Origin of the sequence: Micromonospora sp. HK10, from assembly GCF_000982955.1 — a bacterium.
In the GTDB taxonomy this organism is placed as follows: domain Bacteria; phylum Actinomycetota; class Actinomycetes; order Mycobacteriales; family Micromonosporaceae; genus Micromonospora.
In genome coordinates this window covers 18,783-36,593 of sequence record NZ_KQ058657.1, presented here as the reverse complement: position 1 = coordinate 36,593, position 17,811 = coordinate 18,783, and the positions used below count along the sequence as shown (strand labels likewise).

Sequence of the window (17,811 nt, the reverse complement as noted above, 5' to 3'; positions counted from 1 at the left end):
ACCCGGGCCGCTCGCGGCCCCGGCTGGGACTGGCGCGGCCTCGTCCGGGACTACGCGCCGGCCTCGTCCTGCGGACCCTCCAGGTCCGCCGAGCCCGCCGACGTGGTCGGCTTCTTCGGCTCCTCGGTGGGCACCGTCGGGGTCTTCGCCCGCCCCGCCGCCGGCGCGGCGTCCGCGGCCGAATCCCCCTCCAGCAGCGCGGTCAACGCCGCCCCGGTGATCCGCCGGAACGTCCGGCCCACCCGGCGGCGGTCCAGCACCGCCACCTCCAACTGGTTGGCGGCGATCGTACGCGCCGACCCGCCCTCACCACCGACGCTGCTCAGCGCCTTCATCGCGGCCCGGACCGCCTCGGCGAGGGACATCTCCGGCCGGTGCTCGTTCTTCAACGCCCCGGTGATCGCCTCGGCCTGGCCACCCATCGCCATCCGGCCGGGCTCGTCGTTCACCGATCCGTCGTAGGTCACCCGGTAGAGCGCGTCGTCGTCCGGGGTCGCGCCGACCTCGGCCACGCAGATCTCCACCTCGAACGGCTTCGACTGCTCGGTGAAGATCGCCCCCAGCGTCTGCGCGTACGCGTTGGCCAGCGCCAGGCCGGTCACGTCCCGCCGGTCGTAGCTCAGCCCGTTCAGGTCGGCCATCCGGACCCCGGCCCGGCGCAGGTTCTCGAACTCGTTGTACCGGCCGACTGCGGCGAAACCGATCCGGTCGTAGATCTCGCTGACCTTGTGCAGGGTGCTGGAGAGGTTCTCCGCGACGAAGAGCACCCCACCGTCGTAGCTCAGGACCACCGCGCTGCGGCCCCGGGCGATGCCCTTGCGGGCCAGCTCGGAGCGGTCGCGCATGATCTGCTCGGGTGAGGCGTAGAACTGCATGGCCACGGCGGCGGTTCTCCTTCGGGCGCTGTGCTGGGGACTGCTGACGGGATCAGGTGGGCGCGGGCGGCTCAGCCGCCGGGGTTCTCCATCCGGCCGGCCACCACGCCTTCGGCGATCGCCGCCGTCTCGGCGTCGGTGAGCCGGTGGGTGCCGTCCGCCGTCGCGGTCATCACCACCGGGTAGATCCGGCGGGTCAGGTCCGGACCGCCGGTCGCGGTGTCGTCGTCGGCCGCGTCGTAGAGCGCCTCCACGGCCAGCCGCGCCGCGTCGTCGACCGACAGGCCGGTGCGGAACCGCTTCTTCAGGGCCGACTTGGCAAAGAGCGAACCGGAGCCGATCGCGTCGTAGCCGGTCTCCTCGTAGGGCCCGCCGGTCACGTCGAAGCTGAAGATCCGGCCGGCCCGCGCCGGATCGCTCGCCGCCAGGTCGAAGCCGGCGAAGAGCGGGATCACCGCGAGGCCCTGCATGGCCGCGCCCAGGTTGCCCCGGATCATCGAGGCCAGCCGGTTGGCCTTGCCGTCGAGCGAGAGCATCGCGCCCTCGATCTTCTCGTAGTGCTCCAGCTCCACCTGGAACAGTCGCATCAGCTCGATGCCGATGCCGGCGGTGCCGGCGATGCCGACCAGCGAGTACGCGTCGGCCGGGTGCACCTTCTCGATGTCGCGCTGGGCGATCAGGTTGCCCATCGTGGCGCGCCGGTCGCCGGCCATCACCACGCCACCGGCGGCCGAGATGGCCACGATGGTCGTCGCGTGCGGCGCCAGGTCGGCGGCCATGCCGGGCGGCAGCGGCCGACGGCCGGGCAGCATCTCGGGGGCCACCTTGCTCAGGAACGCTGTGAAGGAGGACGTCCCCGCGTTGGTGAACACATCTGGAAGACGCCCGGATGGATCAAAACCCGCTGCCACGTGGTTCCTCTCAGGTACGTGATCGCCCTGGCCAGCCTCTCCGGACTGTCCCGGAACTGACCAAGACCACCATTACAGTTGAAGCAGAGTATCCCGCGCACCCATCCGGTGCGATGATCGTGGTCCAGATGTTGCGGGTCGGCGGACCCGCAGATCGCGCACACGCCGCCCTGCTCGGCGAGCAGTTCGTCGAACTCCTTCTGCCCGACCCCGTACCGCCGCCGCAGGTGGTACTCACGGGTGCCGCCGTAGAGCCGCTCTCGTGTCTCCTTGCCCTTCGCGTTGTGGCAAGGCTTGCAGTATCGGCCGTAACCGGACCGTGCGGAGCGGTTGCGTGGGAAGTCGTCGAGAAGCTTGGTTTCACCACATGCAGGACAGTGCCGGTGGCCCTCCGGTGCGCGGCGCACCGGTCGAACCTCCCGGCCCTGCTGCTCCTTCACCCGTTTGGCGTAACTGGCCTTGGACCGCGTGTTGAAGCACGGCTTGCAATAGCTACCACGACCGTCGGGGCGTCCGCTGTTGCTGCAGAAGTCTTCGAGGGGCTTCCACATGCCGCAGTCACGGCAGCGCCGCCGCCCGTCGCGGTCATCGAGAGAGCGAGGCATGTCCGAATTGCCGGCTATGCCCTACTCCCCCCCTTTCTGTACATATCCGCGGACAAATTCCTCTGCGTTTTCCTCCAGGACGGAGTCGATCTCGTCGAGCAGGTCGTCGACGTCCTCGGTGATCTCGGCGTGCCGCTCGGCAACCTCGGGGTTGGCCTGCGCGGTGACCTCCTCGACCTCCTCGTGCGACTTGCCGGACTGGGTCTGCCCGCCCTCTTGCGTCGCCATGGTGGTGCCTCCTCCACGATCGCCCTGCGATCAACTTACCTCGCCCGGACGACGAAAAGCCCGCCGCGCGCCGGGTTCCGGCACTCGACGGGCTTTCCGGCATCCGGCTCAGCCGCCGGTCAGCATCTCCAGCAGGTCCTTGGCGCTCGCGCAGCGGTCGAACAGCTCCCCGACGTGCTTGCGGGTGCCCCGCTCGGGCTCCATCATCGGCACCCGCACCAGCGACTCCCGGCCCACGTCGAAGATGACCGAGTCCCAGCTCGCGGCGACCACCTCGGAGGCGTACTGGGCCAGGCAGCGGCCCCGGAAGTAGGCCCGGGTGTCCTCCGGCGGCTCGGTCATCGCGGCGCGGGTCTGCTCGTCGGTGAGCAGCGTCTTCATCGAGCCGCGGGAGACCAGCCGGTGGTAGAGGCCCTTCTCCGGGCGCACGTCGGAGTACTGCAGGTCGACCAGCTGGAGCTTGTGCGCGCCCCAGCCGAGCTTCTCCCGCTCCCGGTAGCCCTCCAGCAGCCGCAGCTTGGCCACCCAGTCCAGCTCGTCGGCGCACTCGAAGGCGTCCCGGCCGAGCCGGTCCAGCACGCTCTCCCAGCGGTCCAGCACGTCGGCGGTCTGCGCGTCCACGTCGTCGCCGTAGCGGTCCTCCACGAAGGACCGGACCCGCTCCAGGTAGGCCCACTGCACGTCCAGCGCGGTGAGCTTGCGGCCGTCGCGCAGCCGCATGAGGTGCCGCAGCCCCGGGTCGTGGCTGACCGCGCGCAGCTCGCTGACCGGGTCGGCGATGCCGAGGTCGGCGCCGAGCGCCTTCTCCTCGATCATGGTGAGGATCAACGCCGTGGTGCCGACCTTGAGGTACGTGGAGATCTCGGAGAGGTTGGCGTCCCCGATGATCACGTGCAGCCGGCGGTACTTGTCGGCGTCGGCGTGCGGCTCGTCGCGGGTGTTGATGATGGGCCGCTTGAGGGTGGTCTCCAGCCCCACCTCGACCTCGAAGAAGTCGGCGCGCTGGGAGATCTGGAAGCCGCTCTGGCCGCCGTCCTGGCCGATGCCGACCCGGCCCGCGCCGCAGACGATCTGCCGGGTGACGAAGAACGGCGTCAGGTACGCCACGATGTCGGCGAACGGGGTCTGCCGGCGCATGAGGTAGTTCTCGTGCGCGCCGTAGCTGGCGCCCTTGTTGTCGGTGTTGTTCTTGTAGAGGTGGATCGGGTGGGTGCCGGGGATGGTGGCGGCCCGCCGCGCCGCCTCGGCCATCACCCGCTCGCCGGCCTTGTCCCAGCGCACCACGTCCAGCGGGTTGGTCACCTCGGGCGTGGAGTACTCCGGGTGGGCGTGGTCGACGTAGAGCCGGGCGCCGTTGGTGAGTATCACGTTGGCCAGGCCCAGGTCCTCGTCGGCGAGCGCCTCGGCCGGGTCGTACGCGGCACCGGAGTAGGTGAAGCCGCGGGCGTCGCGCAGCGGCGACTCCTCCTCGTAGTCCCAGCGGGCCCGGCCGCCCCGGTTGAGTTCGGGGCGCGCCCCGTAGGCGTTGACCACCTGTGAGGAGGTGACCATCGGGTTGGCTCCGGCCTGGCCGGGAACGGAGATGCCGTACTCGACCTCGGTGCCCATGATCCGTCTGACGCTCATCGACCTGCCCGCTCCGCTCGCCGTCCCGGTCCCCGTCACGTCGAGCGTAGTCGCCGTCACCCGGGAAGGTGGCGCGGCGGGGCCCGCGCGTGCGCCGTGCCCGGTCCCGCGACGGCGGGCGCGGGCGTACGTGGGACCGGCGCGGACGGACGGGAGGGCGGGCGCGGACGGACGGGGAGGCGGGCGCGGACGGACGGGAGGGCGGGCGCGGGCGGCCCCGGTGGACGCGCGAGGGGCCCGCGGCGGGGTGCGCCGCGAGCCCCTCGGTGTCGCCGTGGGGGTTACAGGTACTGACCGGTGTTGCTGGCGGTCTCTATCGACCGCCCGGCCTCGGCGCCCTTGCCGCCGGAGACGAGCGTGCGGATGTAGACGATCCGCTCGCCCTTCTTGCCGGAGATGCGCGCCCAGTCGTCGGGGTTGGTGGTGTTGGGCAGGTCCTCGTTCTCGCGGAACTCGTCGACGCAGGCGTCGAGCAGGTGCTGCAGCCGCAGGCCCTTGCGCCCCGAGGTGAGGAACTCCTTGATGGCCATCTTCTTGCCCCGGTCGACGATGTTCTGGATCATCGCGCCGGAGTTGAAGTCCTTGAAGTAGAGGACTTCCTTGTCGCCGTTGGCGTAGGTGACCTCGAGGAAGCGGTTCTCCTCGGTCTCCGAGTACATCCGCAGCACCACCGCGTCGATCATCGCGGCGACGGTGGCCTGGGGGTCGCTGCCGTGCTCGGCGAGGTCGTCGGCGTGCAGCGGCAGGCCGGCGAGGATGTACTTGGAGAAGATGTCCTTGGCCGCCTCGGCGTCCGGCCGCTCGATCTTGATTTTGACGTCGAGCCGGCCGGGCCGCAGGATCGCCGGGTCGATCATGTCTTCCCGGTTGGAGGCGCCGATGACGATGACGTTCTCCAGGCCCTCCACGCCGTCGATCTCGCTGAGCAGCTGCGGGACGATGGTGTTCTCCACGTCGGAGGAGACACCGGAACCGCGGGTGCGGAACACCGAGTCCATCTCGTCGAAGAACACGATCACCGGGGTGCCCTCGCCGGCCTTCTCCCGGGCCCGCTGGAAGATCAGCCGGATGTGCCGCTCGGTCTCGCCGACGTACTTGTTGAGCAGCTCCGGGCCTTTGATGTTGAGGAAGAAGCTGGTGTGCCGCTCCTTGCCCTCCCGCTCGGCGATCTTCTTGGCCAGCGAGTTGGCCACCGCCTTGGCGATCAGCGTCTTGCCGCAGCCGGGCGGGCCGTAGAGCAGGATGCCCTTGGGCGGCCGGAGCTGGTGCTCGCGGAACAGGTCGGCGTGCAGGAACGGCAGCTCCACGGCGTCGCGGATCTGCTCGATCTGCGCCTGGAGGCCGCCGATGTCGGTGTAGTCGACGTCGGGCACCTCCTCCAGGACCAGCTCCTCGACCTCGCTCTTGGGGATCCGCTCGTAGGCGTACGCCGAGCGGGGCTCGATCATCAGCGAGTCACCGGCCCGGATCGGCGAACCGATCAGGGTCTCGGCGAGGTGCACGATCCGCTCCTCGTCGGAGTGGGAGACCACCAGGGCCCGGTCGCCCGGAGCACCGTCGGGACCCGCGAGGATCTCCTTGAGCATCACCACCTCGCCGACCCGCTCGTAGCCGAGCGCGTCGACGATGTTGAGCGCGTCGTTGAGCAGGACCTCCTGGCCGCGACGCAGCTCGTCGACCTCCAACGAGGGTGAGACGGCCACCCGGAGCTTGCGCCCGCCGGTGAACACGTCCACCGTGCCGTCGTCGTGTTTGGCCAGGAACACGCCGTAGCCACTCGGTGGCTGGGCGAGGCGGTCGATCTCCTCCTTGAGCGTCACGATCTGCGCGCGAGCCTCCTTGAGGGTGCTCACGAGCCGTTCGTTGTTCTCGGTCAGCCGCGCCAACTGGGCCTGGGTGGCCGCCAGCCGCTCCTCGAGCTGCCGGACGTGTCGGGGGCTTTCGGTCAACTTGCGCCGCACCAGAGCGAGTTCCTCTTGCAGGAACGCGACCTGCGTGGAGAGATCGTGGGCCTCCTTCTCCCACCGTGCGGCGCGCGAGTCCGCGTCGTCGCTGCGTGCCACGTCCCACCTCCCCGGGGGGCTTGAACGTTCTGAGCTAACACTAGCCGCTATGAGCCCGATTCGGTCCTCCGCAACGCGCTCGTCACCGAAGCTTGATCGCCAAGGGCTGGTCGGCGGGCGGGTACGGGCGTTCGGGTACCGTCGGGGCGTGGGACGGGAGAACATGGGGGGTGCTTCGTGACCGACGTCGCGACGGACCAGCTTCAGGTCTGGGTCGACCAGGACCTGTGCACCGGTGACGGGCTGTGCGTGCAGTACGCGCCGGAGGTCTTCGAGTTCGACGTCGACGGCCTGGCGTACGTCAAGGGCGCCGACGGCCAGCTGCGGTTGACCCCCGGCGCCCGGGTGGACGTGCCCGAGCACCTGCGCCTCGAGGTGATCGACTCGGCGAAGGAGTGCCCGGGCGAGTGCATCCACGTGGTGCGCGGCGACGGCGTCGAGGTGGCCGGGCCCGAGGCCGGGGACTGAGCGCCGGCCGGGCGCGGCGGCCAGGACGATCGACAGCGCGGGCCGGGGACGGCGACGTCCCCGGCCCGCGTGCGTCCGCTCAGAGCAGGGGGCGGCCGACCACCGAGGCGACCAGCCGGGCGAACTCCTCCAGCCGGGCGATCTGCCCGGCCCCGCCGTCGTCGAGGGTCTTGCCGAAGCGCAGCGCGTCGTGCCGGGGCGCGCCGACCGCCTCGTCGCCGGGCGGGGCCTCGTCCAGCGAGCTGAGCAGCAGGTAGACGTCGATGCTGTCGATCCGGACCTCGCCGTTGTCGGCGCGGGTGAGCCGGCGCCGGCAGCCGACCTCGGTGACCGTGGAGACCGGCACCACCCGCAGCGAGGAGGTCATCGACCCGGGCGGCCCCTCCCCCGGCGGGACGTCCTCGCCGTGCCAGAGCACCAGCCGGCTGCCGTCGCAGACGACGACCTCCTGCCACACCCCGTTGACCTCGTTGACGAAGCGTTCCAGGGTGAAGCCGAGCACCGACGCGCCGCGCAGCACCCCGCCGAGGGCGTCCAGGGCGATGTCCGGGTCGCGCAGGTAGGCCCGCGCCGCCGACTCCAGGTCGGCGTAGGGCGACCAGTCGGGAAAGACCGCGGGCAGGTCGCCGTTGCCGTAGCCGGGGCTGCTCATGCCCACGCCTCCCGGTGATGCCGTCCACCGATCCGCTCGCTCATGCCACCGTCTCCACCCGTGCGGCGCCGTCCCCCCGGACACATGATCCACCCGTTCGTACCCGGCTGCGCCGGGGGGTCACACCTCGCCCTGCGCCGGCTCCTCGGCGGCCACCCGGCGGGCCAGTTCCGCCTCGCGCAACGCCTGCCGGCGCTGGACGTACGCCTCGGTGCCCTTGCTGGGTTTGCGCCGCCGCGGCGGCGCGGTGACCCCGGGGGCGAGCTTGCGCGCGGAGACCAGGAACGCGGTGTGCGCGATCATGCGGTGGTCGGGGCGGACGGCCAGCCCTTCGGCGTGCCAGTCGCGAACCAGGGACTCCCAGGCGCGCGGCTCGGTCCACCCGCCGCGCTCGCGCAGCGCCTCGACCAGCTCGGACAGCTGCGGGGTGGTGGCCACGTAGCCGATGAAGACGCCGCCGGGCACCAGCGCCCGCTCGACCATGTCGAGGGTCTCCCACGGGGTGAGCATGTCCAGGATGATCCGGTCGAAACCGGTCTCCTGGCACTGCGCGACGTCACCGACGTGCAGCCGCCAGGCCGGGTGCGGGCCGGCGAAGAAGGCCTCCACGTTGCGCTTGGCGATCGCGGCGAAGTCCTCCCGCAGCTCCCAGGAGTGCAGCTCACCCTCGGTGCCCACGGCGCGCAGCAGCGAGCAGGAGAGCGCACCGGAGCCGGCGCCGGCCTCGAGGACCTTGGCGCCGGGGAAGATGTCGCCCATGGCCACGATCTGCGCCGAGTCCTTCGGATAGATCACCTGGGCGCCGCGCGGCATGGAGAGCACGTAGTCGGACAGCAGCGGCCGCAGCGCCAGGAACGCGGTGCCACCGCCGGCGGTGGTGACCACGCTGCCGTCGGGCAGGCCGATCAGCGCGTCGTGCTTGAGGATCCCCCGGTGGGTGTGGAACTCCTTGCCGGGTTCCAGCGTCACGGTGTGCATCCGGCCCTTGGGGTCGGTCAGCTGCACCCGGTCGCCGGGCCGGAACGGTCCCCGGTGCACAGGAGGCAGCGCCGGGGCGGTGGGGGAATGAGCGGTCACGTGTTCGTCTTCCGTTTGGGTTCCAGGAGCTGGGCCAGATCCGCGATGTGCAGGACGCCGACCACATCTTCGCCTGCCGTCACGACGTACTGTGCGCCCGGGTGGGTGCGCAGCGTCTCCAGCACGTGCTCGCCGTCCGCGCCGACCGGGAGGGCGGGCAGGCCGGCCAGGTCGCGGCAGACCGCGTCCACCGCGAGCCACGGCCGCCGTTCCGGGGGTACGGCGTCGGCCCGGGCCGGGTCCACCAGGGCGACGGGCCGGCCGGCGGCGTCGGCCACGGCGAGCGCGGCGGCCGGGTCGACGCCCTCGGCGCGGCGGCGCTGCGCCTCGGCGAGCGGGGTGCCGCTGGGCACCGGGAACACCGGGCGGGCCAGCCGGGCGAGGTCGACCAGCGGCAGGCGCCGGCCGATCCGGGCCATCCGGATGGACTGCCCGGCGCCGCGCCACAGGGTGACCGCGACGAGCAGCACCAGCGGCACGGCGAGCGGGGCGACGGCCCGGCGCAGGGTGAGCAGCACGACCAGGGCCAGGGTGGCCAGCGCCACGGCCCGGCCGACCCAGCCGGCGACCTCGGTGCCCAGGTGCCGGTCCCGGGTGAGCGCCCAGACCGCGGCCCGCAGCGCCCGACCGCCGTCGAGCGGGAGCCCGGGCAGGCTGTTGAACACGGCGACCACCACGTTGCTCACCGCCAGCTGGAAGGCGAGCAGGTGGGCCAGGGTGCCGCCGGGAAGGGCCAGGGTGGCGGCCACGCCGGCCGCGCCGAGGACCGCGGAGACGGCCGGGCCGGCCAGCGAGACCAGCAGGTCGACGCGAGGGCTGGGGGCGTCCCGGTCCATCTCGGTGTAGCCGCCGAGCAGTTCCAGGGTGATCCCGCGTACGCCGATGCCGTACCGGCGGGCGGTGAGCGCGTGCCCCAGCTCGTGCAGCAGCACCGAGCCGAGCAGGGAGATCACGAAGCCCAGCGCGACCAGGTAGCCGCCGAGCTGGCCGAGGTCGAGCTGGCGGCGGGCGAGGGCCGCGTACAGGACGGTGACGAGGGCGGTGAGCAGCAGCATCGACGCGTCGACGCGCAGCGGGACGCCGCACACCCGACCGACGGTCAGCCCGGGCCGGCGGGACGGTCGGCTGCTGCGCTCCACCGGCCTGATGGTACGCGCGGCGGATCATGCCCCGGTGCGGCGACGGCGGCCCTGTCACACCGGTGCCCTAACCTTCCGGGCATGACGGCGGAACCGGTGATCGACACGCAGCCCCTCCCCCCGGCGGCGGAGCCGCCCACGGTGCGGGCGTCGCTGTCGCCGTCGCGGGCGGCCGACTTCAAGACCTGCCCGCTGCTCTACCGGTTCCGCAGCATCGACCGGCTGCCTGAGCGGCCGACCGTGGAGCAGGCCCGGGGCACCCTGGTGCACGCGGTGCTGGAGCGGCTGTTCGACCTGCCGGCGGCGGCGCGCACGCCGCGCTCCGCCGGTGACCTGGTGGCCCCGCAGTGGGACCGGCTGGTGGCCGAGCAGCCGGAGCTGGCCAGCCTGTTCACCGAGGGCGACGCCGCGGCGCAGGCCGATTTCCTCCGCTCGGCGGCGGGCCTGCTGGAGGGCTACTTCGCGGTGGAGGACCCGCGCCGGCTGGAGCCGGCCGAGCGGGAGGCGTTGATCTCCGCGGTGGTCGACGGGGAGCTGCTGATCCGCGGCTACCTGGACCGGCTCGACGTGGCCCCGGACGGCGCGCTGCGGGTGGTCGACTACAAGACCGGCGGGGCGCCGCGCGAGGCGTTCGAGGCGCGGGCGCTGTTCCAGCTCAAGTTCTACGCCCTGGTGCTGTGGCGGACCCGGGGCGTGGTGCCCCGGGTGCTGCGGCTGCTCTACCTCAAGGACGCCGAGGTCTGCGACTACGCCCCCGACGCCGAGGAGCTGCTGCGCTTCGAGCGCACCGTGGTGGCCCTCTGGCAGGCGATCGAGCAGGCCACCGCGCGGCAGGAGTTCCGGCCCCGGCCGAGCCGGCTCTGCGACTGGTGCAGCCACCAGGCGCGCTGCCCGAGCTTCGGTGGCACCCCGCCGCCGTTCCCCGCCGCCGGTGCCGGCGACCCGCTCACCGACGCCCGGTCCCGGCCGGCGGCGCCGGGCGCGGACGAGTGACCCTCCTCCTTCCGGAGGAGGCCGGGTTCGGCTTCGGCGACGACGGGCCCGGCCTGGTGGCGGCTAGCGTCGTGGCATGACCAACCGGCTGCCGGGGTGGCTCCGGCGTCGACCGCTGGCCGCCGACACCGGCCTCGCGCTCGTCCTGGCGGCACTGGACGCCGCCTTCCTGCTGCTGCTGCCGCAGGAGCTGCGGCCCGGGCAGCTCTGGGCCGCGCTGGGCGGCAGCGTGCTGGCCGCCGCCCCGGTGGCGGTGCGCCGGGTCGCGCCGTGGCCGGCGGTGTGGGCGGCGGTGGCGACGCTGGCCCTGCCGGTGCTGCTGCGGCACGCGCCGGGCACCCAGGGGCTGACCTTCGTGGTGCTCACCTACACGATGGCCGCCCACCGGCCGCTGCGCCCGGCCGGGCTGGCCGCGCTGCTGCTGTGGGTGCCGGTGCTGCTGGCCAACCTGGCCGTCCCGCTGGACGGCGTGCTCGACATGGGTCCGGCGTACCTGCTGCTCAACAACCTGCTCACCGCCGGCGTGGCGTTCGCGGTGGGGCGGGCGGTGCAGGCGCGGGGGCAGTCGACCCGGATGCTGCGGGAGCGGGCCCGGATCGCCGAGGCGACCCAGCGCTCCCTGGCCGAGCAGGCCGTCGCCGACGAGCGGCGGCGGATCGCGCGGGAACTGCACGACGTGGTGGCCCACCACGTCAGCGTGATGGGGGTGCTGGCGACCGGGGCGCGGCGGGTGCTGCACCGGGACCCGCAGGCCGCCGACGGCGCGCTGGCCACCATCGAGGAGACCGGCCGGGCGACCCTGCGGGAGCTGCGCCGGCTGCTGGACGTGCTGCGCACCGACGCCGAGCCGGCGGCCGAGCTGGCCCCACAGCCGGGGCTGACCGGCATCGAGACCCTCGTCGAGCAGGTCCGGGACGCCGGGTTGCCGGTGACGCTGCGGGTGGCCGGGACGCCCGCCGCGCTGGAGGAGGGCGTGGCGCTGGCCGTCTACCGGGTCATCCAGGAGGCGCTGACCAACACCCTCAAGCACGGCGGACGGGCCACCGCGGAGGTCGCCCTCAGCTGGGGCGACGGCTGCCTGGCGGTGGAGGTCACCGACACCGGGCGGGGGCCGACGCCGGCGACCGACCGGATCGGGCACGGGCTGGTCGGGATGCGGGAGCGGGTCGCCCTCTACGGTGGGGTCCTGCGCACGGGCCCGCGGCCCGGCGGCGGCTTCCGGGTGTACGCGCGGATCCCGCTGGACTCCGTCGGGGTGGTCCCGGCGGGCGCGGCGACGGGGGGACGGGGATGACGGACAGCACGGGCCGGCCGGTGCGCGTCCTGCTCGCCGACGACCAGCCGCTGCTGCGGACCGGGTTCCGGATGGTGCTGGGCAGCGAGGAGGACCTGGACATCGTGGCCGAGGCCGGGGACGGCCTGGAGGCGGTGGAACTGTCCCGCCGGCTGCTGCCGGACGTGGTGCTGATGGACATCCGGATGCCCCGGATGGACGGGGTGGCGGCGACCCGGGCCATCGTCGACGCCCGGCTGCCGGTGCGGGTGCTCATCCTCACCACCTTCGACCTGGACGAGTACGTCGTGGGCGCGTTGCGCGCCGGGGCGAGCGGGTTCCTGGCCAAGGACGTGCCGGCCGAGGACCTGGTCACCGCGATCCGCACGGTGGCGGCCGGCGAGGCGGTGGTGGCGCCGCGCATCCTGCGCCGGCTGCTGGACCGGTTCGCCGACGCGCTGCCCGATCCGGCGGCCACCCCGCCGAAGGCGCTGGACGCGCTGACCGAGCGGGAGCGCGAGGTGCTGGTGCAGGTGGCACGAGGGTTGTCGAACGCGGAGATCGCCCGGGCGCTGTCGGTCAGCGAGACCACCATCAAGACCCACGTCGGCCACGTGCTGACCAAGTTGGGGCTGCGCGACCGGGTGCAGGCGGTGGTGTTGGCGTACGAGACGGGGCTGGTACGGCCGGGCGGCTGACCCGGGCGGCGGGGTGGCGGCGGTCACCTACCGTGACCATCAGCCACATGGCACGGTTGACCATCACGCAACGTGAGGCCATAGTCTCGCCGCCGGGCGGCGGTCGGGGATGACCCTGAGTCGGCCTCGGGGGTGACCCGCACCGGAATTTCCGGCACCGGATACGTCCGGAGACGGACGGATGTCCCGGCCGCGGCATCGAGGATGGAACGGTCGCACCGGTCAGCGGGGGCGGTGCGGATTCGAGAATCAGACGGAAGAGGTAGATGACGTGACCGCGACGGTGGGGCAGCAGGCGCAGGCCGCGGCCCGGGCCAGCGACGTGTGGAAGGTGTACGGCAGCGGCGAGGCGCAGGTCGTCGCGCTGCGGGGGGTGAACGCCGAGTTCGAGCGGGGCCGGTTCACCGCGATCATGGGCCCGTCCGGTTCGGGCAAGTCGACGCTGATGCACTGCCTCGCCGGGCTGGACTCGGTGACCCGGGGCACCGTCATGATCGGCGAGACCACGGTGACCGGGCTCGGCGACTCCGGGCTGACGAAGCTGCGCCGGGACAAGGTCGGCTTCATCTTCCAGCAGTTCAACCTGCTGCCCACGCTCACCGCCCAGGAGAACATCCTGCTGCCGCTGTCGATCGCCGGCCGCAAGCCGGACCCGGCGTGGTACGACACGGTGATCGACACGGTCGGCCTGCGGGACCGGCTGGGGCACCGCCCGGCGCAGCTCTCCGGCGGCCAGCAGCAGCGGGTGGCGTGCGCGCGGGCGCTGGTCGCCCGACCCGAGGTGATCTTCGCGGACGAGCCGACCGGCAATCTGGACTCCCGTTCCGGCGCCGAGGTGCTGAACTTCCTGCGCAACTCGGTACGCGAGCACGGCCAGACCATCGTGATGGTCACCCACGATCCGACCGCGGCCGCGTACGCCGACCGGGTGGTCTTCCTGGCCGACGGTGAGATCGTCTCCGAGCTGATCGAGCCGACGGCGGAGACGGTGCTGGACACCATGAAGAAGCTGGACACCCCGGCCGAGGTGGCGAACTGATGGTCCGGGCGACCCTGAAGAGCCTGCTGGCGCGCAAGGTGCGCCTGCTGCTGTCCGGCCTGGCCGTGGTGCTGGGCGTCATGTTCGTCTCGGGCGCGTTCGTGCTCACCGACACCCTGGGCCGCTCCTTCGACGCGGTCTTCGCCGACGGGTTCTCCGACGTCGACGTCAACGTGGCCGGCAAGCCGAAGGTCGCGCTCAGCGAGGCCGAGGGCGAGCAGGTGGCCACCCCGGTGCCGGCCGCCGTGCTGGAGCAGGTGAAGACGGTGCCGGGGGTGGCCGAGGCCAAGGGCGTGGTCAACGCCGACGGGGCCCGGCTGATCGGCAGCAACGGCAAGGTGGTGGCCTCGTTCGGCCCGCCGCAGCTGGGCGAGAACTGGCTCGGCGAGAGCGACCTGGTGACGCTGCGCGAGGGGCGCGAGCCCCGGGCCGACGGCGAGATCGTGGTGAACGCCGCGCTGGCCAAGGCCGCGAAGGTCAAGGTCGGCGACCGGGTCGGGGTGCTGACGCTGGCCCCGAAGCAGGAGTTCACCCTGGTCGGCGTCTTCGGCTACAGCGGCGGCCGGGACTCCATCGGCGGCGTCAACGAGGTCGCCTTCACCACCCCGGTGGCCCAGCGGCTGATGCTCGGCGAGCCGGACGTGTTCACCAGCATCACGGCGCAGGCCACCGACGGGACCAGCCCGGAGTCGCTGCGGGACGCCGTGGCCGGCGCCCTGGGCGGGCAGTACGAGGTGAAGACCGGCGAGCAGGTGGCCGCCGACGCCTCGGCCAGCCTCAAGGAGGGTCTCTCCTTCATCAACAAGGTGCTGCTCGGCTTCGCCGCGGTGGCGTTGCTGGTCGGCACGTTCCTGATCTTGAACACGTTCTCCATCATCGTCGCCCAGCGCACCCGCGAGCTGGCGCTGCTGCGCGCCATCGGCGCCAGCGGCCGCCAGGTCATCGGCTCGGTGGTGCTGGAGGCCGTGGCGGTGGGCCTGATCGCCTCGGTGCTCGGGCTGGGCGCGGGCATCGGCGTCGGCGCGCTGCTGGCGTACCTGTTCGGCAAGCTCGCCGGCGGGCTCGCCGTGGCCGGGCTCGGCGTGCCGGCGGCGGCGGTGATCGGCGCGTTCTCCGTCGGCCTGGTGATCACCGTGGTGGCGGCGCTGCTGCCGGCGCTGCGGGCGTCCCGGATCCCGCCGATCGCGGCGATGCAGGACGTGGCGAACCCGGACCGGCCACTGACCCGGGTGACCGTCGGCGGGGCGGTGGTCACCGCCATCGGCGCCGGCCTGCTCTTCCTCGGCCTGGGCGGGCACGCCGGGGACAACACCCTGGCCACCATCCTCGGCGGGGTGCTCTTCGCGTTCATCGGCGTGGCGTTGCTGACCCCGCTGATCAGCCGGCCGGTGGTCTCGCTGCTCGGCGCGATCTTCGCCTGGTCGGTGCCGGGCAAGCTCGGCCGGCTCAACTCGGGCCGCAACCCGCGGCGTACGGCGATCACGGCCGCCGCGCTGATGGTCGGCATCGCCCTGGTCACCGGGGTGACGGTGATCCTCGACTCGGCGAAGAGCAGCATCAGTTCACTGGCCACCGACACCATCAAGGCCGACCTGGTGATCGCCGGCGCCCAGTCCGGCCCGCGACCGCCGAGCTTCGACCCGGCGGTGCTGGACAAGGCGGCCACCCTGCCCGGGGTGCAACTGGTCGACGGCGAGTACGGCGACATGGCGGTGGTCAACGGCACCCGGACCTGGGTGGCGGCGTCCAGCAACGTGGCCGCGCTGGAGCGGATCTTCGGGACGAAGGCCACCGCCGGTGACATCAGCCGGCTGGCCCCCGACCAGCTGCTGCTCAGCTCCGACACCGCGTCCGCGCGGAACCTGTCGGTCGGCTCGACGGTGACCGTGCAGCTGTCCCGGGGCGACGCGCGCACCTACACGGTCAGCGGCATCTACGAGAGCAGCCAGCTGACCAACCCGATGGTGCTGCCCCCGCAGGCGGTCCGCGACTTCGCCATGCCGCAGCCGATCCAGGGCTTCGTCCAGCTCGCCCCGGGGACCCGGGTCGAGGACGTGCAGCCGCAGGTCGAGCGGCTGCTCGCGGACAGCCCGGAGGTCACCGTGGTGGACCTCGGCTCGTTCGTGAAGCAGCAGACCAGCCAGCTGGACACCCCGCTACGGATGATCCAGATCCTGTTGGCGCTGGCCATCGCGATCGCGGTGCTCGGGATCGTGAACACCCTGGCCCTGTCGGTGCTGGAGCGGACCCGCGAGCTGGGTCTGCTGCGGGCGATCGGGCTGCGCCGGGCGCAGACCATGCGGATGATCACCGTGGAGGCGGTGGTGATCTCGCTCTTCGGGGCGCTGCTCGGCGTGGTCGTCGGCAGCGGTCTCGGCGCCGCCGTGGTCCGCGCGCTGAAGGACGAGGGCATCACCAAGCTGGTCCTGCCCTGGAGCCAGATGGGGACGTTCCTGATCCTGGCCACCATCGTCGGCGTCGTCGCCGCGGTGCTGCCGGCGGTCCGCGCGGCGCGGATCAACGTGCTGGGCGCCATCGCGCACGACTGATCCCACCGGCCGTGCCGGCCCCCGCCACCTGAGGTGGCGGGGGCCGTCGCGCGTGGTCGGGCCGGCCGGCGCCGGGCCGCGGCGGTCAGGCCGGCGGTTCGCCGAGCAGCGCCGCGAGCAGCTCCAGGTCCGCGCCGGTCAGGCTGGCCAGCTGGTGTACGCCCGCGGTCGGCGGCAGCGGCACCTCGGCCGGCACGGCCAGCACGGCGGCGCCGGCGGCCAGCGCGCTGGCCACCCCGGTCGGCGAGTCCTCGATCGCCACGCAGCGCGCGATCGGCACGCCGAGCAGCCGGGCGGCGGTCAGGTACGGCTCGGGGTGCGGCTTCGCCGCGTCCACCTCGTCGCCGCAGACCACGGCGTCGAAACTGTCCCGACCGAGGGTGTCCAGGGCCACCTCGACCAGCGGCCGGCCGCTGGAGGTGACCAGGGCGGTGGGGATCCCCGCGGCCCGGACCGCCCGCAGCAACGCCAGCGCGCCCGGCCGCCAGCGCAGGCCGGTGCGGAACAGCTCCAGGATGCGGGCGTTGATCCAGTCGGCGCTGGCCTGCGGGTCGCGCTCCGGCTGGCCCAGGTCGTCGTGCAGGATCCGCATCGAGTCGGCCATGCTGGTGCCGATGATCGCCACGCGGGCGGCGTCGGAGAGGGTGCCGCCGTAGACGGCCGCCAACTCCTGCAACGCGACGTCCCAGAGCTTCTCGCTGTCGACCAGGGTGCCGTCCATGTCGAAGAGCACGGCGGCGGGATGCTTGCTGCTCAGCGGGGGCCTCCTCGGGTGGGCGTACCCGCTGATCCTCTCAGCCGGGACCGGGCCGGTGGCCGGCCTCCCGGTCGAGGGTGACCTGCGGCATCATCCGAGGCCGCAGGCGTCCAGGGACTTCTCGTAGCCGCGGAAGAACGAGTCGGTGCGCTGCTCGGCGGTGCCGTGCGAGCCCTCGGCGAACCACGGCTGGTCCGGGTCGTCGCCGACCGCCAGCAGCCCTTCCCGGAACTCGTCCAGGTCGCCCTTGTCGAGCTTGAGCACCCGGGACCGGACGTTGTCGCCGATGTAGGCCCCGGCCATGCAGTCGGCCTGCAACTCCTGCTGGATGGTGAAGTTGTAGCGGACGCCGAGGCGCACCTGCACGCCGTGGGCATACTCGTGGCCGAGCAGGTAGAACAGGAACGCGTCACCGACCTGCCGGAACGCCGCCACCGACCAGTTCACGTCGTAGGCGATGAAGTCGCCGGCCGAGCAGTAGACGGCGTTGTTGCGGGGCAGTCCCTCACCGCCGCAGGACACCTCCCCCGCCCGGGTGTACGGCACCACCCGGCGGATCGGCTGGAACCGCTGGCCGGAGGCGCGGAACCGGTCGGACCAGTACCGCTCGGCGATGCCGACCGCGGCGGAGAAGTCCCGCTTGAACTCGGCGACGCTGGTGGTGCCGTCGGCCTCGGTGTCCTCCGCGCCCGGGGAGGCGGGCGCGCCGGTCCGCCCCTGGCGTGGCTGCTCCGGCTCGCCGGAGTCGAGGCCGCCACCCATGCAGCCGGCCGCTATCACCGCCGCCGCCAGGAGCCCCGCGAGCGGGCCCGGCCGCCGACGTCCCGCCTTCTTGCGCACGGTCGCCTCCCCGGCTGA

Annotated in this window: 17 protein-coding genes; 6 read left to right on the top strand and 11 right to left on the bottom strand. The window is 72.9% G+C overall.

What is annotated here, in order from left to right:
- Positions 1-50 precede the first annotated feature (50 nt).
- From prcA to arc, 6 genes are all read right to left on the bottom strand, one after another.
- A complete protein-coding gene (prcA, locus tag LQ51_RS01420; protein ID WP_046562772.1) occupies positions 51-881 on the bottom strand; it encodes a proteasome subunit alpha in 831 nt (276 codons plus the stop codon).
- A gap of 65 nt (positions 882-946) precedes the next feature.
- Positions 947-1,786, bottom strand: a complete 840-nt coding sequence (gene prcB, locus LQ51_RS01415; protein ID WP_197087493.1) for a proteasome subunit beta — start codon at positions 1,784-1,786, stop codon at positions 947-949.
- Entirely contained in the window at positions 1,705-2,226 is a 522-nt protein-coding gene (locus tag LQ51_RS31620; protein ID WP_231605156.1) for an endonuclease VII domain-containing protein, read from the bottom strand. The genes prcB and LQ51_RS31620 overlap by 82 nt, the downstream gene beginning before the upstream one ends.
- A 186-nt stretch (positions 2,227-2,412) precedes the next feature.
- Positions 2,413-2,619: a ubiquitin-like protein Pup gene (locus LQ51_RS01405; RefSeq protein ID WP_046562769.1), complete on the bottom strand. Its 207-nt coding sequence runs from the start codon at positions 2,617-2,619 to the stop codon at positions 2,413-2,415.
- A 108-nt stretch (positions 2,620-2,727) separates the two neighbouring features.
- Entirely contained in the window at positions 2,728-4,245 is a 1,518-nt protein-coding gene (dop, locus tag LQ51_RS01400) for a depupylase/deamidase Dop (RefSeq protein ID WP_046562768.1), read from the bottom strand.
- A gap of 281 nt (positions 4,246-4,526) precedes the next feature.
- Positions 4,527-6,308 carry a proteasome ATPase gene (gene arc, locus LQ51_RS01395; RefSeq protein ID WP_046562767.1) on the bottom strand — a complete coding sequence of 594 codons (1,782 nt, stop codon included), beginning with the start codon at positions 6,306-6,308 and terminating at the stop codon, positions 4,527-4,529.
- Between the two features lie 177 nt (positions 6,309-6,485).
- Between arc and LQ51_RS01390 the strand changes: the two genes are divergently transcribed.
- Positions 6,486-6,776: a ferredoxin gene (locus LQ51_RS01390; protein WP_046562766.1), complete on the top strand. Its 291-nt coding sequence runs from the start codon at positions 6,486-6,488 to the stop codon at positions 6,774-6,776.
- 79 nt (positions 6,777-6,855) lie between these two features.
- On the opposite strand, the gene LQ51_RS01385 is transcribed toward LQ51_RS01390, so the two are convergent.
- The 3 genes from LQ51_RS01385 to LQ51_RS01375 all read right to left on the bottom strand — a co-directional run bounded on the left by LQ51_RS01385 (position 6,856) and on the right by LQ51_RS01375 (position 9,593).
- Positions 6,856-7,428 (bottom strand): hypothetical protein, encoded by a 573-nt coding sequence (locus tag LQ51_RS01385; protein ID WP_046562765.1) that lies wholly within the window; start codon positions 7,426-7,428, stop codon positions 6,856-6,858.
- Between the two features lie 120 nt (positions 7,429-7,548).
- Positions 7,549-8,505, bottom strand: coding sequence for a tRNA (adenine-N1)-methyltransferase (locus LQ51_RS01380; RefSeq protein ID WP_046562764.1), 957 nt, complete (start codon positions 8,503-8,505; stop codon positions 7,549-7,551).
- Positions 8,502-9,593 carry a M50 family metallopeptidase gene (locus LQ51_RS01375; RefSeq protein ID WP_046562763.1) on the bottom strand — a complete coding sequence of 364 codons (1,092 nt, stop codon included), beginning with the start codon at positions 9,591-9,593 and terminating at the stop codon, positions 8,502-8,504. Before LQ51_RS01375 ends, LQ51_RS01380 begins: the two co-directional genes overlap by 4 nt.
- A 132-nt stretch (positions 9,594-9,725) precedes the next feature.
- Here LQ51_RS01375 and LQ51_RS01370 point away from each other — a divergent pair, with 132 nt between their 5' ends.
- The 5 genes from LQ51_RS01370 (at position 9,726) to LQ51_RS01350 (ending at position 16,196) form a co-directional block, all read left to right on the top strand.
- Entirely contained in the window at positions 9,726-10,637 is a 912-nt protein-coding gene (locus tag LQ51_RS01370; protein WP_046562762.1) for a RecB family exonuclease, read from the top strand.
- 76 nt (positions 10,638-10,713) lie between these two features.
- The gene (locus LQ51_RS01365; protein WP_046562761.1) at positions 10,714-11,931 is read left to right on the top strand and encodes a sensor histidine kinase; all 1,218 of its coding nucleotides are present in this window, start codon (positions 10,714-10,716) and stop codon (positions 11,929-11,931) included.
- Positions 11,928-12,608: a response regulator gene (locus LQ51_RS01360; RefSeq protein WP_046562760.1), complete on the top strand. Its 681-nt coding sequence runs from the start codon at positions 11,928-11,930 to the stop codon at positions 12,606-12,608. The genes LQ51_RS01365 and LQ51_RS01360 overlap by 4 nt, the downstream gene beginning before the upstream one ends.
- A gap of 271 nt (positions 12,609-12,879) precedes the next feature.
- Entirely contained in the window at positions 12,880-13,647 is a 768-nt protein-coding gene (locus LQ51_RS01355; RefSeq protein ID WP_046562759.1) for an ABC transporter ATP-binding protein, read from the top strand.
- Complete coding sequence (locus LQ51_RS01350) at positions 13,647-16,196, top strand: ABC transporter permease (RefSeq protein WP_046562758.1); 2,550 nt, start codon at positions 13,647-13,649, stop codon at positions 16,194-16,196. Before LQ51_RS01355 ends, LQ51_RS01350 begins: the two co-directional genes overlap by 1 nt.
- Positions 16,197-16,281: 85 nt before the next feature.
- Here the strand turns inward: LQ51_RS01350 and LQ51_RS01345 are convergent, their stop codons facing one another.
- Together LQ51_RS01345 and LQ51_RS01340 are read right to left on the bottom strand one after the other, a co-directional pair.
- Positions 16,282-16,929 carry an HAD family hydrolase gene (locus tag LQ51_RS01345; RefSeq protein ID WP_046562757.1) on the bottom strand — a complete coding sequence of 216 codons (648 nt, stop codon included), beginning with the start codon at positions 16,927-16,929 and terminating at the stop codon, positions 16,282-16,284.
- A 114-nt stretch (positions 16,930-17,043) separates the two neighbouring features.
- Positions 17,044-17,793: a neutral zinc metallopeptidase gene (locus LQ51_RS01340; protein WP_046562778.1), complete on the bottom strand. Its 750-nt coding sequence runs from the start codon at positions 17,791-17,793 to the stop codon at positions 17,044-17,046.
- Positions 17,794-17,811 lie beyond the last annotated feature (18 nt).

Bases quoted from the DNA above. Each gene is read 5' to 3' on its own strand.
- LQ51_RS01405 (WP_046562769.1), bottom strand. From the start codon at position 2,619: ATGGCGACGCAAGAGGGCGGGCAGACCCAGTCCGGCAAGTCGCACGAG.
- dop (WP_046562768.1), bottom strand. From the start codon at position 4,245: ATGAGCGTCAGACGGATCATGGGCACCGAGGTCGAGTACGGCATCTCC.
- LQ51_RS01385 (WP_046562765.1), bottom strand. From the start codon at position 7,428: ATGAGCAGCCCCGGCTACGGCAACGGCGACCTGCCCGCGGTCTTTCCC.
- LQ51_RS01370 (WP_046562762.1), top strand. From the start codon at position 9,726: ATGACGGCGGAACCGGTGATCGACACGCAGCCCCTCCCCCCGGCGGCG.
- LQ51_RS01365 (WP_046562761.1), top strand. From the start codon at position 10,714: ATGACCAACCGGCTGCCGGGGTGGCTCCGGCGTCGACCGCTGGCCGCC.
- LQ51_RS01360 (WP_046562760.1), top strand. From the start codon at position 11,928: ATGACGGACAGCACGGGCCGGCCGGTGCGCGTCCTGCTCGCCGACGAC.
- LQ51_RS01350 (WP_046562758.1), top strand. From the start codon at position 13,647: ATGGTCCGGGCGACCCTGAAGAGCCTGCTGGCGCGCAAGGTGCGCCTG.